Annotated in this window: 15 protein-coding genes and 1 pseudogene; 7 read left to right on the top strand and 9 right to left on the bottom strand. The window is 60.1% G+C overall.

The annotated features are described in order from the left end of the window. Positions 1-127 precede the first annotated feature (127 nt). Positions 128-664 (top strand): DUF4946 domain-containing protein, encoded by a 537-nt coding sequence (locus RGV33_RS17255; protein ID WP_322145307.1) that lies wholly within the window; start codon positions 128-130, stop codon positions 662-664. A 170-nt stretch (positions 665-834) separates the two neighbouring features. Here RGV33_RS17255 and RGV33_RS17250 read toward each other — a convergent pair whose 3' ends face one another. The 3 genes and pseudogenes from RGV33_RS17250 to RGV33_RS17240 all read right to left on the bottom strand — a co-directional run. Further along, the gene (locus RGV33_RS17250) at positions 835-1,200 is read right to left on the bottom strand and encodes a histone-like nucleoid-structuring protein, MvaT/MvaU family (RefSeq protein WP_076016182.1); all 366 of its coding nucleotides are present in this window, start codon (positions 1,198-1,200) and stop codon (positions 835-837) included. Between the two features lie 196 nt (positions 1,201-1,396). Then, complete coding sequence (locus tag RGV33_RS17245; protein WP_322145306.1) at positions 1,397-2,941, bottom strand: EAL domain-containing protein; 1,545 nt, start codon at positions 2,939-2,941, stop codon at positions 1,397-1,399. A 139-nt stretch (positions 2,942-3,080) separates the two neighbouring features. Continuing rightward, a pseudogene (locus RGV33_RS17240) lies at positions 3,081-3,297 on the bottom strand (LysR family transcriptional regulator substrate-binding protein); the annotation flags it as partial. A 314-nt stretch (positions 3,298-3,611) separates the two neighbouring features. Here RGV33_RS17240 and hppD point away from each other — a divergent pair. Then, positions 3,612-4,688, top strand: coding sequence for a 4-hydroxyphenylpyruvate dioxygenase (gene hppD / locus RGV33_RS17235; RefSeq protein WP_322145305.1), 1,077 nt, complete (start codon positions 3,612-3,614; stop codon positions 4,686-4,688). A 59-nt stretch (positions 4,689-4,747) separates the two neighbouring features. Here the strand turns inward: hppD and rarD are convergent, their stop codons facing one another. The 3 genes from rarD to RGV33_RS17220 form a co-directional block, all read right to left on the bottom strand. Continuing rightward, positions 4,748-5,629 carry an EamA family transporter RarD gene (gene rarD, locus RGV33_RS17230; RefSeq protein ID WP_322145304.1) on the bottom strand — a complete coding sequence of 294 codons (882 nt, stop codon included), beginning with the start codon at positions 5,627-5,629 and terminating at the stop codon, positions 4,748-4,750. 138 nt (positions 5,630-5,767) lie between these two features. Continuing rightward, entirely contained in the window at positions 5,768-6,775 is a 1,008-nt protein-coding gene (locus tag RGV33_RS17225) for an aldo/keto reductase (protein WP_322145303.1), read from the bottom strand. 76 nt (positions 6,776-6,851) lie between these two features. Then, a complete protein-coding gene (locus RGV33_RS17220) occupies positions 6,852-7,754 on the bottom strand; it encodes a LysR family transcriptional regulator (RefSeq protein WP_322145302.1) in 903 nt (300 codons plus the stop codon). 100 nt (positions 7,755-7,854) lie between these two features. Here RGV33_RS17220 and RGV33_RS17215 point away from each other — a divergent pair, with 100 nt between their 5' ends. Then, the gene (locus RGV33_RS17215; RefSeq protein ID WP_322145301.1) at positions 7,855-8,559 is read left to right on the top strand and encodes an SDR family oxidoreductase; all 705 of its coding nucleotides are present in this window, start codon (positions 7,855-7,857) and stop codon (positions 8,557-8,559) included. Positions 8,560-8,643: 84 nt separating this feature from the next. Here the strand turns inward: RGV33_RS17215 and RGV33_RS17210 are convergent, their stop codons facing one another. After that, positions 8,644-8,985, bottom strand: coding sequence for a hypothetical protein (locus tag RGV33_RS17210; protein ID WP_322145300.1), 342 nt, complete (start codon positions 8,983-8,985; stop codon positions 8,644-8,646). Positions 8,986-9,351: 366 nt separating this feature from the next. Further along, entirely contained in the window at positions 9,352-10,662 is a 1,311-nt protein-coding gene (locus RGV33_RS17205) for an MFS transporter (protein ID WP_322145299.1), read from the bottom strand. Positions 10,663-10,821: 159 nt separating this feature from the next. On the opposite strand from RGV33_RS17205, the gene RGV33_RS17200 reads away from it, so the two are divergent. From RGV33_RS17200 to RGV33_RS17190, 3 genes are all read left to right on the top strand, one after another. Next, positions 10,822-11,928 carry a sugar diacid recognition domain-containing protein gene (locus RGV33_RS17200; protein WP_322145298.1) on the top strand — a complete coding sequence of 369 codons (1,107 nt, stop codon included), beginning with the start codon at positions 10,822-10,824 and terminating at the stop codon, positions 11,926-11,928. Between the two features lie 92 nt (positions 11,929-12,020). After that, entirely contained in the window at positions 12,021-13,166 is a 1,146-nt protein-coding gene (locus RGV33_RS17195) for a glycerate kinase (RefSeq protein ID WP_322145297.1), read from the top strand. A gap of 78 nt (positions 13,167-13,244) precedes the next feature. Further along, positions 13,245-13,757 carry a GNAT family N-acetyltransferase gene (locus RGV33_RS17190; protein WP_322145296.1) on the top strand — a complete coding sequence of 171 codons (513 nt, stop codon included), beginning with the start codon at positions 13,245-13,247 and terminating at the stop codon, positions 13,755-13,757. Here RGV33_RS17190 and RGV33_RS17185 read toward each other — a convergent pair. Further along, positions 13,754-14,449: an aspartate/glutamate racemase family protein gene (locus tag RGV33_RS17185; RefSeq protein ID WP_322145295.1), complete on the bottom strand. Its 696-nt coding sequence runs from the start codon at positions 14,447-14,449 to the stop codon at positions 13,754-13,756. The two genes, RGV33_RS17190 and RGV33_RS17185, sit on opposite strands and share 4 nt — an antisense overlap. 126 nt (positions 14,450-14,575) lie before the next feature. Between RGV33_RS17185 and RGV33_RS17180 the strand changes: the two genes are divergently transcribed. Continuing rightward, the gene (locus tag RGV33_RS17180) at positions 14,576-15,070 is read left to right on the top strand and encodes a hypothetical protein (RefSeq protein WP_322145294.1); all 495 of its coding nucleotides are present in this window, start codon (positions 14,576-14,578) and stop codon (positions 15,068-15,070) included. Positions 15,071-15,095 lie beyond the last annotated feature (25 nt).

Below are 15,095 nucleotides of genomic sequence, written 5' to 3'. Positions count from 1 at the left end.
ATCCTTGCAGCCGGTCCATGATACGCAGCCGTGCCTGCTGCGCCAAATGAAAAAGGTCACGCAGCCCTTGCGAGCAGTGGGTGCAGGGGCTCAAACTTTGTTGCTTGAACCTTGAGTGTTTTTCGCAATGATCGGATTTCGCGCACCGCTGTTAAGTACCCTGGGCCTGTTGTTGGGCAGCACCGCCGTATTGGCGGCTGACCCGGAAATTCATTGGCCCAGCGGCTGGCAGGTAGAGGAGGTGGTGCCTGACGATCAGGCCCCGGCGCAGCCCTCGGCAGTGTCCCGGCAGCGCGCGATAAAAAATGATGAAAACGGGGCGACCTTGATGGTCATGGAGTTGACAGGCACTCCGATCGAAGCGGGGCATGCGGTCAATCTGCAAGGTGTGCTGCTGGAAATGCGCAAATCCATCCAGAAAGATTTTGCCCAAAGTGGTTATCAAAGTGTGTGCACCAAGATGCACCCCACAACATTGAGCCGGCTTGAGGCATTGGAAACTACCTGTGTCATCACCGAGAACGGTCGGCACGTGCTCTCACAAACGCTGGTAGGGGCGCTCGACTCCGACAAGGCCTATGTTTTTTCATACGCCGGGCAGGCCGAGGCTTACGAATCAAGCAAGGACGAAGTCAGTTCGGTACGCGACAGCCTTAAACTTTGAGCGCTGTAGGCATCGCTGAAAATCAGCCGAATTGAACAAAGTGAAATGTTTTTTAAAGTTTGTTTTTGAAAAATCTGGCGGCCGGTGTTGTTTCAATATTGACGCCTGTAAACAAAAAAGCCCTGCATGTGCAGGGCTTCTCTTAGTGCGTTTGTACTAGCTGCAACGCATTAGCCGCGAAGCCAGGAATCTACAGTGGCCGCGCCGTATTGTTCTTTCCATGCCTTCAGGCCGCGGTGGTTGCCGCCCTTGGTTTCGATCAGTTCACCGGTGTGCGGGTTGTGGTAAACCTTGACCACACGTGCGCGGCGCTGTTTTGGTGCAGTGGCGACAGATGCGCCGGACTTGCCAGCGTTGGGATCGAGGATGGAGATGATGTCGCGCAGGCTTTTGCCGTAGGTTTTCATCAGCCCTTGCAGCTTTTCTTCGAATTCGATTTCTTTCTTCAAGCCAGCATCGTTCTTTAGGGATTCCAGCTGGGCAAGCTGCTCTTGAAGGGCTTTTTCTGCTGCGCGAAATTCGGCGAGTCTGGACAAAATCTATACTCCAATAGTGTATTTGGCTGATATCTACTGCAAACAAAGCGATAAGCCAAGAGCCTTAAGGCAACTCAACAAAAGTGGCCTTCCTGCCAATTCAGCACAGGCAGGAAAAATTGTAGTAGTTAATCAGTCATGAGTAAATCATGTCTTTTGTGTAATTAACAATATTTCCGTTGAAGTGCATGGCTATTCAATGACCGTTCAGGAATCTAATGAACTCATCGCAAGGTACAGGCTTGCCAAACAGGTAGCCTTGTAGGAAATCAACACCATGAGATGCAAGATATTCGCATTGTTCTTGTGTTTCGACGCCTTCAGCGACGATGCCCAGGTCCAGCTTGACGGACAATTCAATGATGCTGTCGAGTATATGCCGCGAAAGCGCATCAACACCGATCATCGCGACAAAGCTCTGATCTATCTTCAAGTAATCGACATTGAAGTTGCGTAAATAACCCAGGCTGGAATGGCCGGTGCCAAAGTCGTCAATCGCGATCATTACTCCCATTTCGTGCAGTGCCTGGAACAACTGGCGGGTGATATCCGTGGGCTCGATCAACTCGCGCTCGGTCAACTCCAGTACCAGAATCACCTTACCCGGCGCGAAGGCGGCGAGGAACTCCCGGCAGTCCTCCACCAGTTCCAGGTCGTGACAATGGCGGGCGGTGATGTTGATACCGATATGAAAACTGTCGGCGAACTGACCAGCATGGGGGGCCAGTTGCAGGGCAGTCTGGCGCATCAAGGCGCGGGTCATTGGCACAATCAGGCCCGAATGCTCGGCCAGCGGGATGAACAGGTCGGGGCGCACCAGGCCTTCTTTCGGATGATTCCAGCGCATCAGCACTTCACAGCCCGCCCATTGGCGAATGTTTTCGCCGCGCACCACGGGCTGGTAATAGGGCACAAATTCATTGGCGCCCAATGCACGTTGCAGCTCGAGGGTCGGTGCCGATGAGCGCTTTTGCAGCCAGTGGGCGAGGATGCCCGCCAACACCCCGAAAAACCCCACGAGGACGAACAGTGCAGGATAGCGCGCCTGCATGTAGCGCCAGGTTTCGCCCTCGGGCATCCCGGCCTCCACGCTGTAGGTATATCGCTGGGAGTCCAGGTGGTGGTGCGCGACTGCAAACGTTGGCAGCGCCGTGCTGTGCACCTTGCCAGTCGCCGACAGCCAGTTGGAACCCACCTGCAACACCAGGTCGGCATAACGGCTGATCAGCCGCAGGGCGTTAGTCAGGTGGTAGCCATCGATTGAGGCAAAGGCACCCCGATCGCCTTCGGTGAGGCGATACACCAACAATGCCGTGTCGGGTGTGACCGGGTTGCCTTTCATCAGCCAGAGGCGACCGTCGACGTAGTCCTCAGGGTTGACCGGCGACTGGTAATTGCTGCCGAACAACGAACTGCAATAGATGTTTCTCTGCCAGGACAAGGTTGTGGCGCGCACGAAAGGGCGGCGTGTGACCTGTTCCCGCAGCGCCAGTTGTGTCGGGTTATCACATTCATGCCCGGCCAGCGGCAGCAGTTCCTGGGCAGCGAGGCCGGCATTGTCGAGCATCAGGTCAAATTGCCGTACTGCCTCCTGAGCCGTCTGCGCGGTGCTGTGCTCCAGGGTGCGCCCGGCTTGCCAGTACAGGATAAGCACGCCGAGCAAAATCGGCAGCACGCCACTCAGTAGGGTGATCAGGTGGCGAGTGGCGGCTTTTCGTGGGCCTTTGACGGTCAGTGGCATTTATGCGGCCTGTAGCGGAAGGGGGCGATAAGACGCTTAAATGCGGCCGGGACAACCACGTTGGCCTTCCAACAAAGCGTATTGGTATCGGCCATGATAGATGGCGGCACGCGACCGTGCATGCTCAATCAGCTGACGCAACATCGATACGCCGCTCTTCCAGCCACTGCATCACCTGGCGATCGGGCCTTGATCGATGTGCACCTCGATGCCCGGATGCAACCGGCGATACTCCCGCAGGATCGCGGGCAACAGGCGAATCGATGAGGCGGGGCCGAACGAACCGATGCGCAACGTGCCTCGTTTCACGTCGCGGGCATCGTCGGCTTCCGTTGCAATGTACTGGCCAGCCCGATGGGTGATACTGCTGGGCATTTACCTGTGCAACAAAGTCCTTGCGCGCGCCTGGGCAATGGGGATTTGATAAGAGTACGGACAAACCAGGTTACGCTGTGTAGAATCGATTTACGCATACAAGAATAAGGACTTGCGCTAACGCAAGCCTCGCCCGTAAGAGACTGATGCAACCATGAAGCTACTCGGGTCCCCCCTCATCTTTGGTGACTTCCTCGCCCGCAGCGTGCGGGGTATCTCCTGCGCGCCACCTTGCGCCCTCATCCTTGCCTGCAAATGACTCTGTGTTAATTACAAGAATGATGAGGCGCCGAAAATGGCAGATTTATACGAAAACCCAATGGGCCTGATGGGCTTTGAATTCATCGAACTCGCATCGCCAATTCCGGGCACCCTGGAGCCGATCTTCGAGATCATGGGCTTCACCAAAGTGGCGACCCACCGCTCCAAGAACGTGCACCTGTACCGTCAGGGTGAGATCAACCTGATCCTCAACAACGAACCCAACAGCATTGCCTCCTACTTTGCGGCCGAGCATGGGCCCTCGGTGTGCGGCATGGCGTTTCGCGTCAAGGACTCGCAACAGGCCTACAACCGGGCCCTGGAACTGGGCGCCCAGCCTATCCATATCGAAACTGGCCCGATGGAACTGAACCTGCCGGCGATCAAGGGCATTGGCGGCGCGCCGCTGTACCTGATCGACCGTTTCGGCGAAGGCAGCTCGATCTATGACATCGACTTCGTGTACCTCGAAGGCGTTGAGCGCAACCCGGTGGGTGCCGGCCTGAAAGTCATCGACCACCTGACCCACAACGTATACCGCGGGCGCATGGCCTACTGGGCTAACTTCTACGAGAAGTTGTTCAACTTCCGAGAAGCGCGTTATTTCGATATCAAGGGCGAATACACCGGCCTGACCTCCAAGGCCATGAGCGCCCCGGATGGCATGATCCGCATCCCGCTGAACGAAGAGTCGTCCAAGGGCGCCGGGCAGATCGAAGAGTTCCTGATGCAGTTCAACGGCGAGGGCATCCAGCACGTGGCGTTCCTCACCGATGACCTGGTCAAGACCTGGGATGCGTTGAAGAAGATCGGCATGCGCTTCATGACCGCGCCACCCGACACCTATTACGAAATGCTCGAAGGCCGCCTGCCGAACCACGGCGAGCCGGTGGACCAGCTTCAGGCGCGGGGCATCCTGCTGGATGGTTCGTCGGTGGCGGGGGACAAGCGTCTGCTGCTGCAGATCTTCTCGGAAACCCTGATGGGCCCGGTATTCTTCGAGTTCATCCAGCGTAAAGGCGACGACGGTTTTGGCGAAGGTAACTTCAAGGCACTGTTCGAATCCATCGAGCGCGACCAGGTGCGTCGCGGCGTGCTCACGGCTGACTGATCGGTGATGTAAAAAAGCCCGGTCGTGGCTATCCGCGACCGGGCTTTTTTTGCCTGCAATCAGGCCTTGCGCTGGCGAACCAGATGCTTGAAACCTTCGTATACCAGCACCAATACCGCCAACCAGATCGGTATATAGGTCAGCCATTCCCCGGCCTTGATACTCTCTCCCAGCAACAGCGCGACCCCAAGCAACAGCACCGGCTCCACATAACTGAGCAGGCCGAACAGGCTGAAGGCCAACAAGCGGCTGGCGACGATGTAGCACACCAGCGCCGAGGCACTGATCAGCCCCAGCATCGGGATCAGTGCGTACAGCCCCTTGTGGGCGTCAAGCACCGCAAAACCCTGTTCGCCGCTTTGCACAAACCACAACGCCACGGGCAACATCAGCGCCATGTCCAGCCACAGCCCACCCAGATGGTCGGTCTTCAGGCGTTTGCGCACTATGAAGTAGACCGGGTAACCGATGATCACCACCAGCGTGGCCCAGGAAAATCCGCCGACCTGATACAACTCGTTCAGCACGCCGCAGGCTGCAAAGAACACCGCGACCTTTTGCAGGCGCGACAACTGTTCGCCATACACCAGGCGGCCGGTCAGCACCATGGTCAATGGCAGCAGGAAATACCCCAGCGAAACATCCAGGCTGCGCCCGTTAAGCGGCGCCCACATGAATAGCCACAACTGCACCCCCAGCAAGGCTGACGACACCACCAGCCCGCCGGTCAACGCGGGCCTGGCGGCTACCAGGCGAACCAGCTCCCACACCCGTCGCCACTCACCGCTGACGATCATGAACACGGTCATGCACGGCACCGTCAGCAACATCCGCCAGCCGAAAATCTCCAGCCCGCTTAATGGCGCGAGCAGCGACGTAAAGTAATACATCACGGCAAACAACACCGAGGCCAAGACCGATAACACCACACCTTTAGACACACTGTCCTCGCGAAAACCGATTCACACAAAGAAGGAAGATTTAAGCGAGGGAATATAGTGCTTTTAAGGTGAGATGTTTGCACTGTTTTGTGGCGAGGGGGCTTGCCCCCTCGCCAGAGGCAGGAGTATGCCGCTCGGCTATCGTGCGATCCGCCCTGAGACAAAGTGGCTCACGTCATTGAACCCAGGTGTCGAGGCATGCCCCGGCGTAACCAGTGAGTCAATAAACGCCTCATCTTCCAGTGTGATCTTCACCTCCAGTGCGCCAGTGTAGGCATCCCACTGCGCCTCGGTGCGCGGCCCGACAATCGCCGAACTGACCGCCGAGTTGTTAAGTACCCAGGCAATCGCGAACTCGACAATTCCCACGCCACGGCCCTGGGTGTACTGCTGGATCTGCTGGGCGATGCGCAAGGATTCAACCCGCCATTCGGTTTCCAGGATGCGCTTGTCCTGGCGCCCGGCACGGCTGCCGGCTTCAGGCGTAACGTCTGGCGCATATTTGCCACTGAGTACGCCACGGGCCAGCGGGCTGTACGGCACCACACCCAGGCCATACGCGGCGGCAGCGGTAATCTGCTCCACCTCGGCCTGGCGGTTGACGATGTTGTACAGCGGCTGGCTGATGATCGGCTTGTCCACTCCCAGGCGTTCGGCCACGCGGATCACTTCGGCGATACGCCAGCCGCGGTAGTTGGAGAGCCCCCAATGGCGAATCTTGCCCTCGCGGATCAAGTCGCCAATCGCCGAAACGGTCACCTCCAGCGGCGTGTTGTGGTCTTCACGGTGCAGGTAATAGATGTCCAGGTAATCGGTGTCCAGCCGCGTCAGGCTGGCTTCCAGCGCATTGAAAATCCGCTTGCGGCTCAAGCCGCTGCGGTTTGGCAGGCCGTCTGCCGGGCCGATGCCGACTTTGGAGGCCAGCACCCAATCCTGGCGCTGGCGGGCGATGGCTTCGCCGACGATTTCCTCGGAGCGCCCGCCGGTGTAGACGTCGGCGGTGTCGATAAAGTTGATGCCTTGATCCCAGGCCTTGTCGATGATGCGCAGCGAGTCCTCGGTGCTGGTCTGCTCGCCAAACATCATGCTGCCCAGGGTCAATGCGCTGACCTTCAACCCGGACTGGCCCAGTGTGCGGTAAATCATCGTGAACACCTCAAAAGGGGGAGACAGGCCTTATCCAATACCAGAGAGCAAGGCTCTGGAACAAGCCCCCCGACGGTTATTGCGCTAATAGTTCGGCGCAGCGCAGTTGCAGGAACCGGTGCAGTACCTTGACCCGCTCTGACACCTGCAGCCGGTGTGGGCACATCAAATTGAACGGGGTCGGCTCGCCTTGCCAGTCGGTGAGTAAAGGCAGCAGGCGCCCGGCCTTGATATCGCGGGCCACATCCAGGCGTGCCTTATAGGCGATGCCATGGCCGGCCAGCGCCCAACGCCGGACGATCTCGCCGTCGTCGCTCAGGTAGTCACCCGTCACCTCGACTTCCTGGAGCGCCGCGCCCTGGCGAAAGTACCATGTGCTGTTTGCGCGGCCCTGGCGCATGTAGCGCAGCGTGCTGTGTTGCGCCAGGTCCTGCGGCGTGCCCGGCGTGCCGTGGCGCGCCAGGTAGCCGGGGCTGGCGCACGCCACTCGCTGGTGGTCGGGCACCACCGGCAGCGCCACCAGGCTTGAATCTCGTGGCACGCCGAAACGCAGGGCAATGTCGACGGTTTCGCGGAACAGGTCGGCGTTGCTGTCGTTGAGCAGCAACTGAAGCCGCACGTTTGGATGTTCGAGCTTGAACTCATCCAGCCAGCCCAGCAGCACGTTGCGCCCGAAGTCCGAGGGCGCAGCCAGTTGCAGCAAACCACTGAGGCTCTGGCCTTGCTGTTTGATCGACTGCTCGCCTTCGGCCAATGCCTCCAGCGCCACACGCACGCTGTCGAGGTAGCGCCGACCTTCCTCGGTCAGGCGCATGCTGCGGGTGGAGCGCGCCAGCAGGCGGATACCCAGGCGGGTTTCCAGGCGCTTGAGGGCAATGCTTGCTGCTGCCGGGGTCAGGCTCAAGCTGCGGGCGGCCGCCGACAAGCTGCCGGTGTCGGCAGTACGTACGAATACCTCAAGGTCGAGGATTGAACTCATTTGTAAAAATCCTTTAAAGATCTTGTCGTTTTACCGGGATTTTTCAACGATTGCCAAGCTGGGAAGATGAAAGCTCATTTTCTAAGCCAGGTATTTCTGCATGACTTCTCCTCTCAATGGCAAAATCATCATCGTCATCGGCGGCAGCAGCGGCATCGGTGCGGCCGTGGCCAAACAGGCTGTGGCACGCGGGGCCCATGTGGTGCTGGCGGGGCGGCGCTTGTCTTCCGGGGTGCAGAACGGTGTACGCAGCGAGCAAGTAGACGTGACCGATTCCAACTCGCTTCAGCGCCTGTTCGCTGCGGTGGGGCGGTTTGATCACCTGGTCTATACCGCCGGCCCGGCAGTACAGGCCAAGGCATTGATCGAGACCGACCTGAGCCTGGCGCAAGACAACTTCAACGTGAAACTTTGGGGTTCGCTGCGGGCGATCCAGGCGGCGCTGCCCTTTCTTGACGAGCGCGGCAGCATCACCCTGACCTCCGGGCAACTGGGACGCAAAACCGTGGCAGGGCAGTTCATCAAGACCGGCATCAACGCGGCGACTGAAGCGCTGGGCAAACAGTTGGCCAAGGAGCTGGCACCACGGCGAGTGAACGTGGTGAGCCCGGGCGTCATTGACACCGAGGCGTATGCCGGGTTGTCCGACGAGCAGCGACTGGCGATGTTTGCCAAGGCGGGCGGGGCGTTACCAGTGGGCCGAGTGGGGCAGGCCGAAGAAGTGGCAGCCGGGTACGTGCTGGCAATGGAAAACGGGTTTATCACCGGTAGCGTAATTGATGTTGATGGCGGTGGTTTGCTCTAGGCGCAGTTTGCCGGGCAAACAAAACAGGCCCCGCTTTCAGGTGGGACCTGTTTGTTTGCGCCAGGCTTGATGACCCGCTCGGTCTTAATAACGCGGTACCGGCGCCGGTTGAGGCGGGTAGTAATAGCCCGCAGGTGGCGCCTGGTAATAGACCGGGGGCGGTTGCTGGATGTACACCGGCTGCGGTTGGACATAAACCGGTTGTTGCACATAAACCGCAGGCGGCGAATTGGCGACAACCGAGCCAACCACCAGCCCACCGACCACTGCACCCAATAGCGCCGGACCACCCCAGCCCCAGCCACCGCGGTATCCGTGCCCGTAGCCGTAGCCGTAACCGTGGCCCCATCCATAGCCATATCCGCCACGGGCTTCTGCCTGTCCCGCAATGGCGAGCGTGGCAATGAGCAAGATGGCTACTTTCATTGTTGAAAGTCGACTGATCATGATGAGTCCTCTGCCGATGCACCGAACCGGTGTTAATAATACGCCGGGCATACGTTTCAGACAGCTGTTTTTGACGCGATTACGAGGCGCCAAGGTAAAGACTGGGTAAAGGTTGTAGCCAGTTTGTTACTTGGCGTTGGCTCCGGTGTTAACACATGAGTCGTGCGGTTTTTTGACTATAAAAAACCCTCCGTCTATGCCTGGTTGCAGCGCGCCATGCATAACGTTTATGCCTTGAAAATCCCCTTGTCGTTCAGCTGATCGAATACAGCTGCCGAGGAAGTCATCTGCGTACCCTCTTACCGGATTGATGTTTGTCCCCTCGTGAGGGGACAAACGATGCAACTACACCTTTAACGTGCGCGTCATTCGCAACGCCAACACGCTGCCGGCAACAATCACCGCCGCGAGCAAGTACAGCGCCAGGTCCGTAGACCCGGTGGCATCCTTCACAAACCCGACGATATACGGGCTGAGGAAGCCCGCCATCTGGCCCATGGAATTGATCAACGCCAAGCCGCCCGCCGCCGCACCCGCACTGAGCATGGCGGTGGGCACCGGCCAGAACATCGGCAGGCCGGTGAGGGCGCCCATGGTGGCGATGGTCAGGCCGAGGATTGCGATGGCTGGGGTGGTCGCAAAGTTCACCGCAATCACCAGCCCGATTGCGCCCATCAACATTGGCCCAACCAAGTGCCAGCGACGTTCTTTACGCAAGTCGGCCGAGCGGCCCACCAGCAGCATGAACACTGCCGCCAGCAGGTACGGGATTGCGCTCAACCAGCCGATCACCAGGTTATCGCTGAAACCCATGTTCTTGATGATCGACGGCAGCCAGAAGTTGATGGCGTAGACGCCGCTCTGGATGCAGAAGTAGATCAGGCCGAACGCCCAGATGGCCGGGTTCTTGAACACATCCAGCAGCGAGTCGCTGGTGGTTTTCGGCTTGTTGGCGAGGTCGGTCGCCTGGTCGGCTTCAAGCACCGCGCGCTCATGCGGGGTGAGCCACTTGGCGTTGGCAAAGCTGTCGCTGAGCAGGAAGTAGGCGAGGGCGCCGAGGATCACGGTCGGAATGCCCTGCAACAGGAACATCCACTGCCAGCCTGCAAGCCCGCCTTGGCCGGCAGCAAAGTGGTTGAGGATCCAGCCGGAGAACGGGCTGCCCAGCAACCCGGACACCGGGATTGCCGACATGAACAGCGCCATGATCCGCCCGCGGCGGAAGGTCGGGAACCACTGCGAGAGGTACAGCACCACACCTGGGAAGAACCCGGCTTCAGCGGCGCCGGTCAGCAGGCGCAAGCCGTAGAAGTGCGTTGGCGTGGTGACGAACAGCAAGCACGTAGACAGGGTGCCCCACACGATCATCATCAGCGCAATCCAGCGCCGTGGACCAAACTTGGTCAGCGCCAGGTTGCTCGGCACGCCACACAGCACGTAGCCGATAAAGAAGATCCCGGCACCGAGGCCGTACACGGTCTCGCTGAATTTCAGGGCGTCGAGCATTTGCAGCTTGGCAAAGCCGACGTTCACGCGGTCGAGGTAATTGAACAGGTAGCAGATGAAAATGAAGGGGATCAGGCGCAGGGTGATGCGCTTGTATACGGCGTTTTTATCGTCATCGGTGGCCTGGGTAACAGCGGCGCTCTGTGACATGGCAGTCTCTCTTTATTATGATTTTTCGCGATGCGAGGGTAACGTTGATCGCCCAATGAGTCTCGGCCACCTCAAGGCCTGCTGTCTTTGTGCTCGCGCACAGTGAAGCATGGTTTGCGCTGTGCCTATGAACAATCCACTTTCCAGGAATTTAGCCCCATGTTCGAGCTGGATCATGACTTGGCGCAGGATATCGTCAATCGCACCATGGCGATCCTGCCCTACAACGTCAACGTCATGGACAGCCAGGGCCTGATCCTGGGCAGCGGCGAACCCGAGCGCATCAACACCCGCCATGAAGGCGCGCAACTGGTGCTGGCAAACGGACGGGTGGTGGAAATCGACGGCCAGACCGCCAAGCACCTCAAGGGCGTGCAACCGGGGATCAATTTGCCGCTGCTGCATGATCAGCGCCTGATCGGAGTATTGGGCATCACCGGCGAGCCGCAATTGCTGCGCACGTATGCGCAACTGGTGCGCATGACCGCCGAAATGCTGGTCAGCCAGCGTCACCAGCAAGCCGAGCAGCAGTGGCGTCGCCAACGCTGCGATGACCTGCTGGCGCTGCTGCTGGCCGAAACCGGCGAGTCGCCGCGCCTGGTGGACGAAGCGCAGCAACTGGGGCTCAAACCGCAGATGGCTCGCACGCCTTACCTGTTTGAACTGGGCAGCGGCCAGTCGGCCGAAGCCTTGAGTGCATGGTTGACTTCACGCTACCCCGACAGCTGGTGCGTCAGCTCGGCGCAGTTTTCCCTGCTGTGGTGCCGGCCAGCGGCCGTACAAGTCGACAACCCGCGCCTGCTGGAAAAACTCGAAGGCCTGGGCTGGAACATCCTGCGGGTTGCTGTCGGCGGGCAGGCAGACGGGCTGGCCGGGCTGCGTCGTTGCTATCGGCGTGTGGGCGATTTGCTCGCCTATGGCCGCGATGTGCTGCCCCAGTCACGGCTGCTGACCCTCAATCGCTTCCGGCTGCCAGTGATGCTCTGGCGCCACCGCAACGACGATGCCCTCGACGAATTGCTCAACCCGTTGCGCAAGGTGCTGGCCAAAGACAGCAACGGCCAGTTGCAGGCGACCCTGCGTAGCTGGTGCGAGCACGATGGCCAGAGCCAGGCCTGCGCCGACGCCCTGGGCATCCACCGTAACAGCCTGCGCTACCGCATGGAGCGCATCGCCGAGCTGAGTGGGGTTGACCCGCTGACACTCGACGGCATGCTTGCCTTGTACCTCGGCGTGCAGCTATTGCCGCAAACTTTGTCGGAATGAACAACAAACCCCTGCCACTCTTGTGCAATGGACCGGCGTTATTGCCGGTGCCAACTGGCAGCATGGGCGTTATAAAAACCGGAGAAAGCCCAATGAAAATCATCATCGCCCCTGACTCGTTCAAGGACAGCCTGAGTGCTGAAGGCGTGGCGAATGCCATTGCCGAGGGGCTGGCCACCGTGTGGCCCGAGGCCGAGCTGATCAAGTGCCCGATGGCCGACGGTGGTGAGGGCACGGTGGAGTCGGTGCTCGCCGCCTGCCAGGGCGAGTTGCGCACCACCTGTGTGCAAGGGCCGTTGGGCGCCAGTATCGACGCGCATTGGGGCTGGTTGGCCGAGAGCCACACCGCACTCATCGAAATGGCCGAAGCCAGTGGCCTGCAATTGGTGCCGCCGGGTAAACGGGATGCCTGTTCCAGCAGCACCTTCGGCACCGGCCAACTGATTCGCGCGGCCCTGGATGCCGGCGCCCGGCGCATTATTCTGGCGATTGGCGGCAGCGCCACCAACGACGGCGGGGCCGGGGCGATGCTGGCCCTCGGTGTGCAATTGTTTGATGCCGAAGGCGCCGCATTGCCCTTGGGCGGACTGGCACTGGGCAAGCTGTCGCGCATCAGTCTGGAACAACTGGACCCACGCCTGGCCGAGGTGCGCTTCGAAATCGCTGCCGACGTGAATAACCCGCTGTGCGGCCCCCACGGTGCCTCCGCGATTTTCGGCCCGCAAAAAGGTGCCAATCCCCAACAAGTCGAGCAGTTGGACGCTGCCCTCGGCCATTTCGCCGATCACTGCGCCAAGGTCTTGCCCAAAGACGTGCGTGACGAACCCGGCAGCGGTGCCGCCGGTGGCTTGGGTTTCGCCGCCAAGGCGTTCCTGGGCGCACAATTTCGTGCGGGTGTTGAAGTGGTCGCGGAGCTTGTCGGGCTTGAAAGCGCCGTGCGCGGCGCCGACCTGGTCATTACCGGCGAAGGCCGCTTCGACGCCCAGACCCTGCGGGGCAAAACCCCGTTCGGCGTCGCGCGCATTGCCAAACAGCACGACGTGCCGGTGATCGTGATCGCCGGCACGTTGGGAGAAGGTTATGAGCAAATGTACGCTCACGGTGTGGATGCCGCGTTCGCCTTGCCTTCGGGACCAATGACCCTGGAACAGGCCTGCAGCGAGGCGCCGCAGCTGTTGCGCGAGCGGGCGGCAGATATTGCCCGAGTGTGGAAGCGGGTGGCTGCGCGCTCCCGATAATTGCAGTGCAGGGCTCGCCATGCTGAGGTTTTGCCGCCTACACTGGCCCGCCATGTGTTTTTCAAAGGATGAAACACAATGCACACACCTGAACCGAAAATCGTAATCACGCGCTTCACCGAGGCCCACCTTGAAGGCGTCGCTGCGTTGTACAACGATCCGGCTGTATGCCGTCAGGTGCTGCAAATGCCTTTCCAGTCGGTGGAGGCCTGGCGCAAGCGGCTGGTACAGGACAACGAGCGGCGGCTACAACTGGTGGCGTTGCATGCCGGCGAGGTCATCGGCCAGCTCGGTCTGGAACAGTATTTGCGCGTGCGCCAAAGCCATGTCGGTTCATTCGGCATGGGTGTCGCCACGGCTTGGCAGGGTAAGGGCGTGGGCTCCCGTTTGCTGGGCGCGGCGCTGGAGGTGGCGGATAACTGGATGAACCTGCACCGGGTGGAGCTGACGGTGTACGCCGACAACGAAGCCGCCCACCGCCTGTACCATAAGTTCGGCTTCGAAACCGAAGGCCGGCTGCGCGATTACGCCGTGCGTGACGGTGCATTTGTCGACACCCTGACCATGGCGCGCATCCGCAAGGCGGCCTAGTCGGCCTGCAACGCAAACGCCACCGCAGCCTGCGCATGCAGCTCGGTGGTGTCCAGCAGTGGCAGGTCGCTGTGCTCGGGCTTGATCAACAGGCTGATTTCCGTGCAACCGAGGATGACGGCCTGGGCGCCGCGCGCGGCCAGGGACTCGATCACTTGCTGGTAGACCTGGCGCGACGCGTCGCTGATCACCCCGACACACAATTCTTCATAGATGATCCGGTGCACCGCCTGGCGCTCGTCTGCGTCCGGCACCAGCACGGTCAGCCCCTGGGCGGCCAGGCGTGACTTGAGAAATGCCTGCTCCATGGTGAACGCGGTGCCCAACAGGCCCACGGTCAGCGTGCCGGCCTCTACCGCCGCAGCCCCGGCGGCGTCTGCAATATGCAGAAACGGTATGGACACCGCTGCTTCAATGCGCGGTGCCACCAGGTGCATGGTGTTGGTGCACAGCACAATGCATTCGGCGCCACCGGCTTGCAGGCGCCGGGCGGCATCCTCGAGGATCAGCGCAGCGTCGTCCCAGCGGCCGGCATGCTGGGCCTGCTCCACCGGGCCGAAGTCGACGCTGTACATCAACAGTTGCGCCGAGCGCAGCGGCCCGAGTTGGTCGCGCACGCGTTGGTTGATGATGCGGTAATACTCGGCGCTGGACTCCCAGCTCATGCCGCCGATAAGGCCGATGGTGCGCATGCGTTGCTCCTGAAATGGACGGGCGAGGGCATCACATTACCCGCGCGCCATGCTTTAGTCATACGCCTGTGTGCGGCATCTGCCATGATCAAGGCTCGCAATATGGGTCACCCAAGGAACACGGCAATGGACGATGTACAACAACTGGGCGAGATGCTTCGTCATTACGCCGACAGCGAAGCCCACAAGAAGCAGCAGTTCGACGTGCAGTCGGCCCACTGGGCACACAAGATCGGCGAGCTGTTCGGCCAGATCGAGCAGTGGCTGGAATCGGTGAAGACCGTCGGCTTGCTGGAAGTGCAGCGTGAGGCATACGTGGCTTTTGGCCCCAGCGTGCCGGTGGAGACCTCCACGTTCAAGGCCGAAAAACTGACTATCCATATCGCCGGCAAACCGGTGGAGTTCGTGCCGGACGTAATGGGCGCCGGCGGCCTGATTTCGCTGTCGGTGATGGGCTTGACCGCCGCCCGTTATGGCAGCATTTCCCTGGTGCTGCTGCCGGGGAAAAACGACTGGTTGTGGAAGAAAACCAACGGCCTGAAAGACCCGGACACCTTCGGCTTCGATGCCAACTTCCTGGCTTTGCAGTTGCAGAGCCTGATACCCCGCGAGCGCGGCTGAGATTTCACGGCGGGCGTTTGAGGGA

Source organism: Pseudomonas sp. Bout1 (assembly GCF_034314165.1).
Lineage (GTDB): Bacteria > Pseudomonadota > Gammaproteobacteria > Pseudomonadales > Pseudomonadaceae > Aquipseudomonas.
Note: the sequence above shows the minus strand (reverse complement) of the source record. Positions and strands in the feature narration are given on the sequence as shown.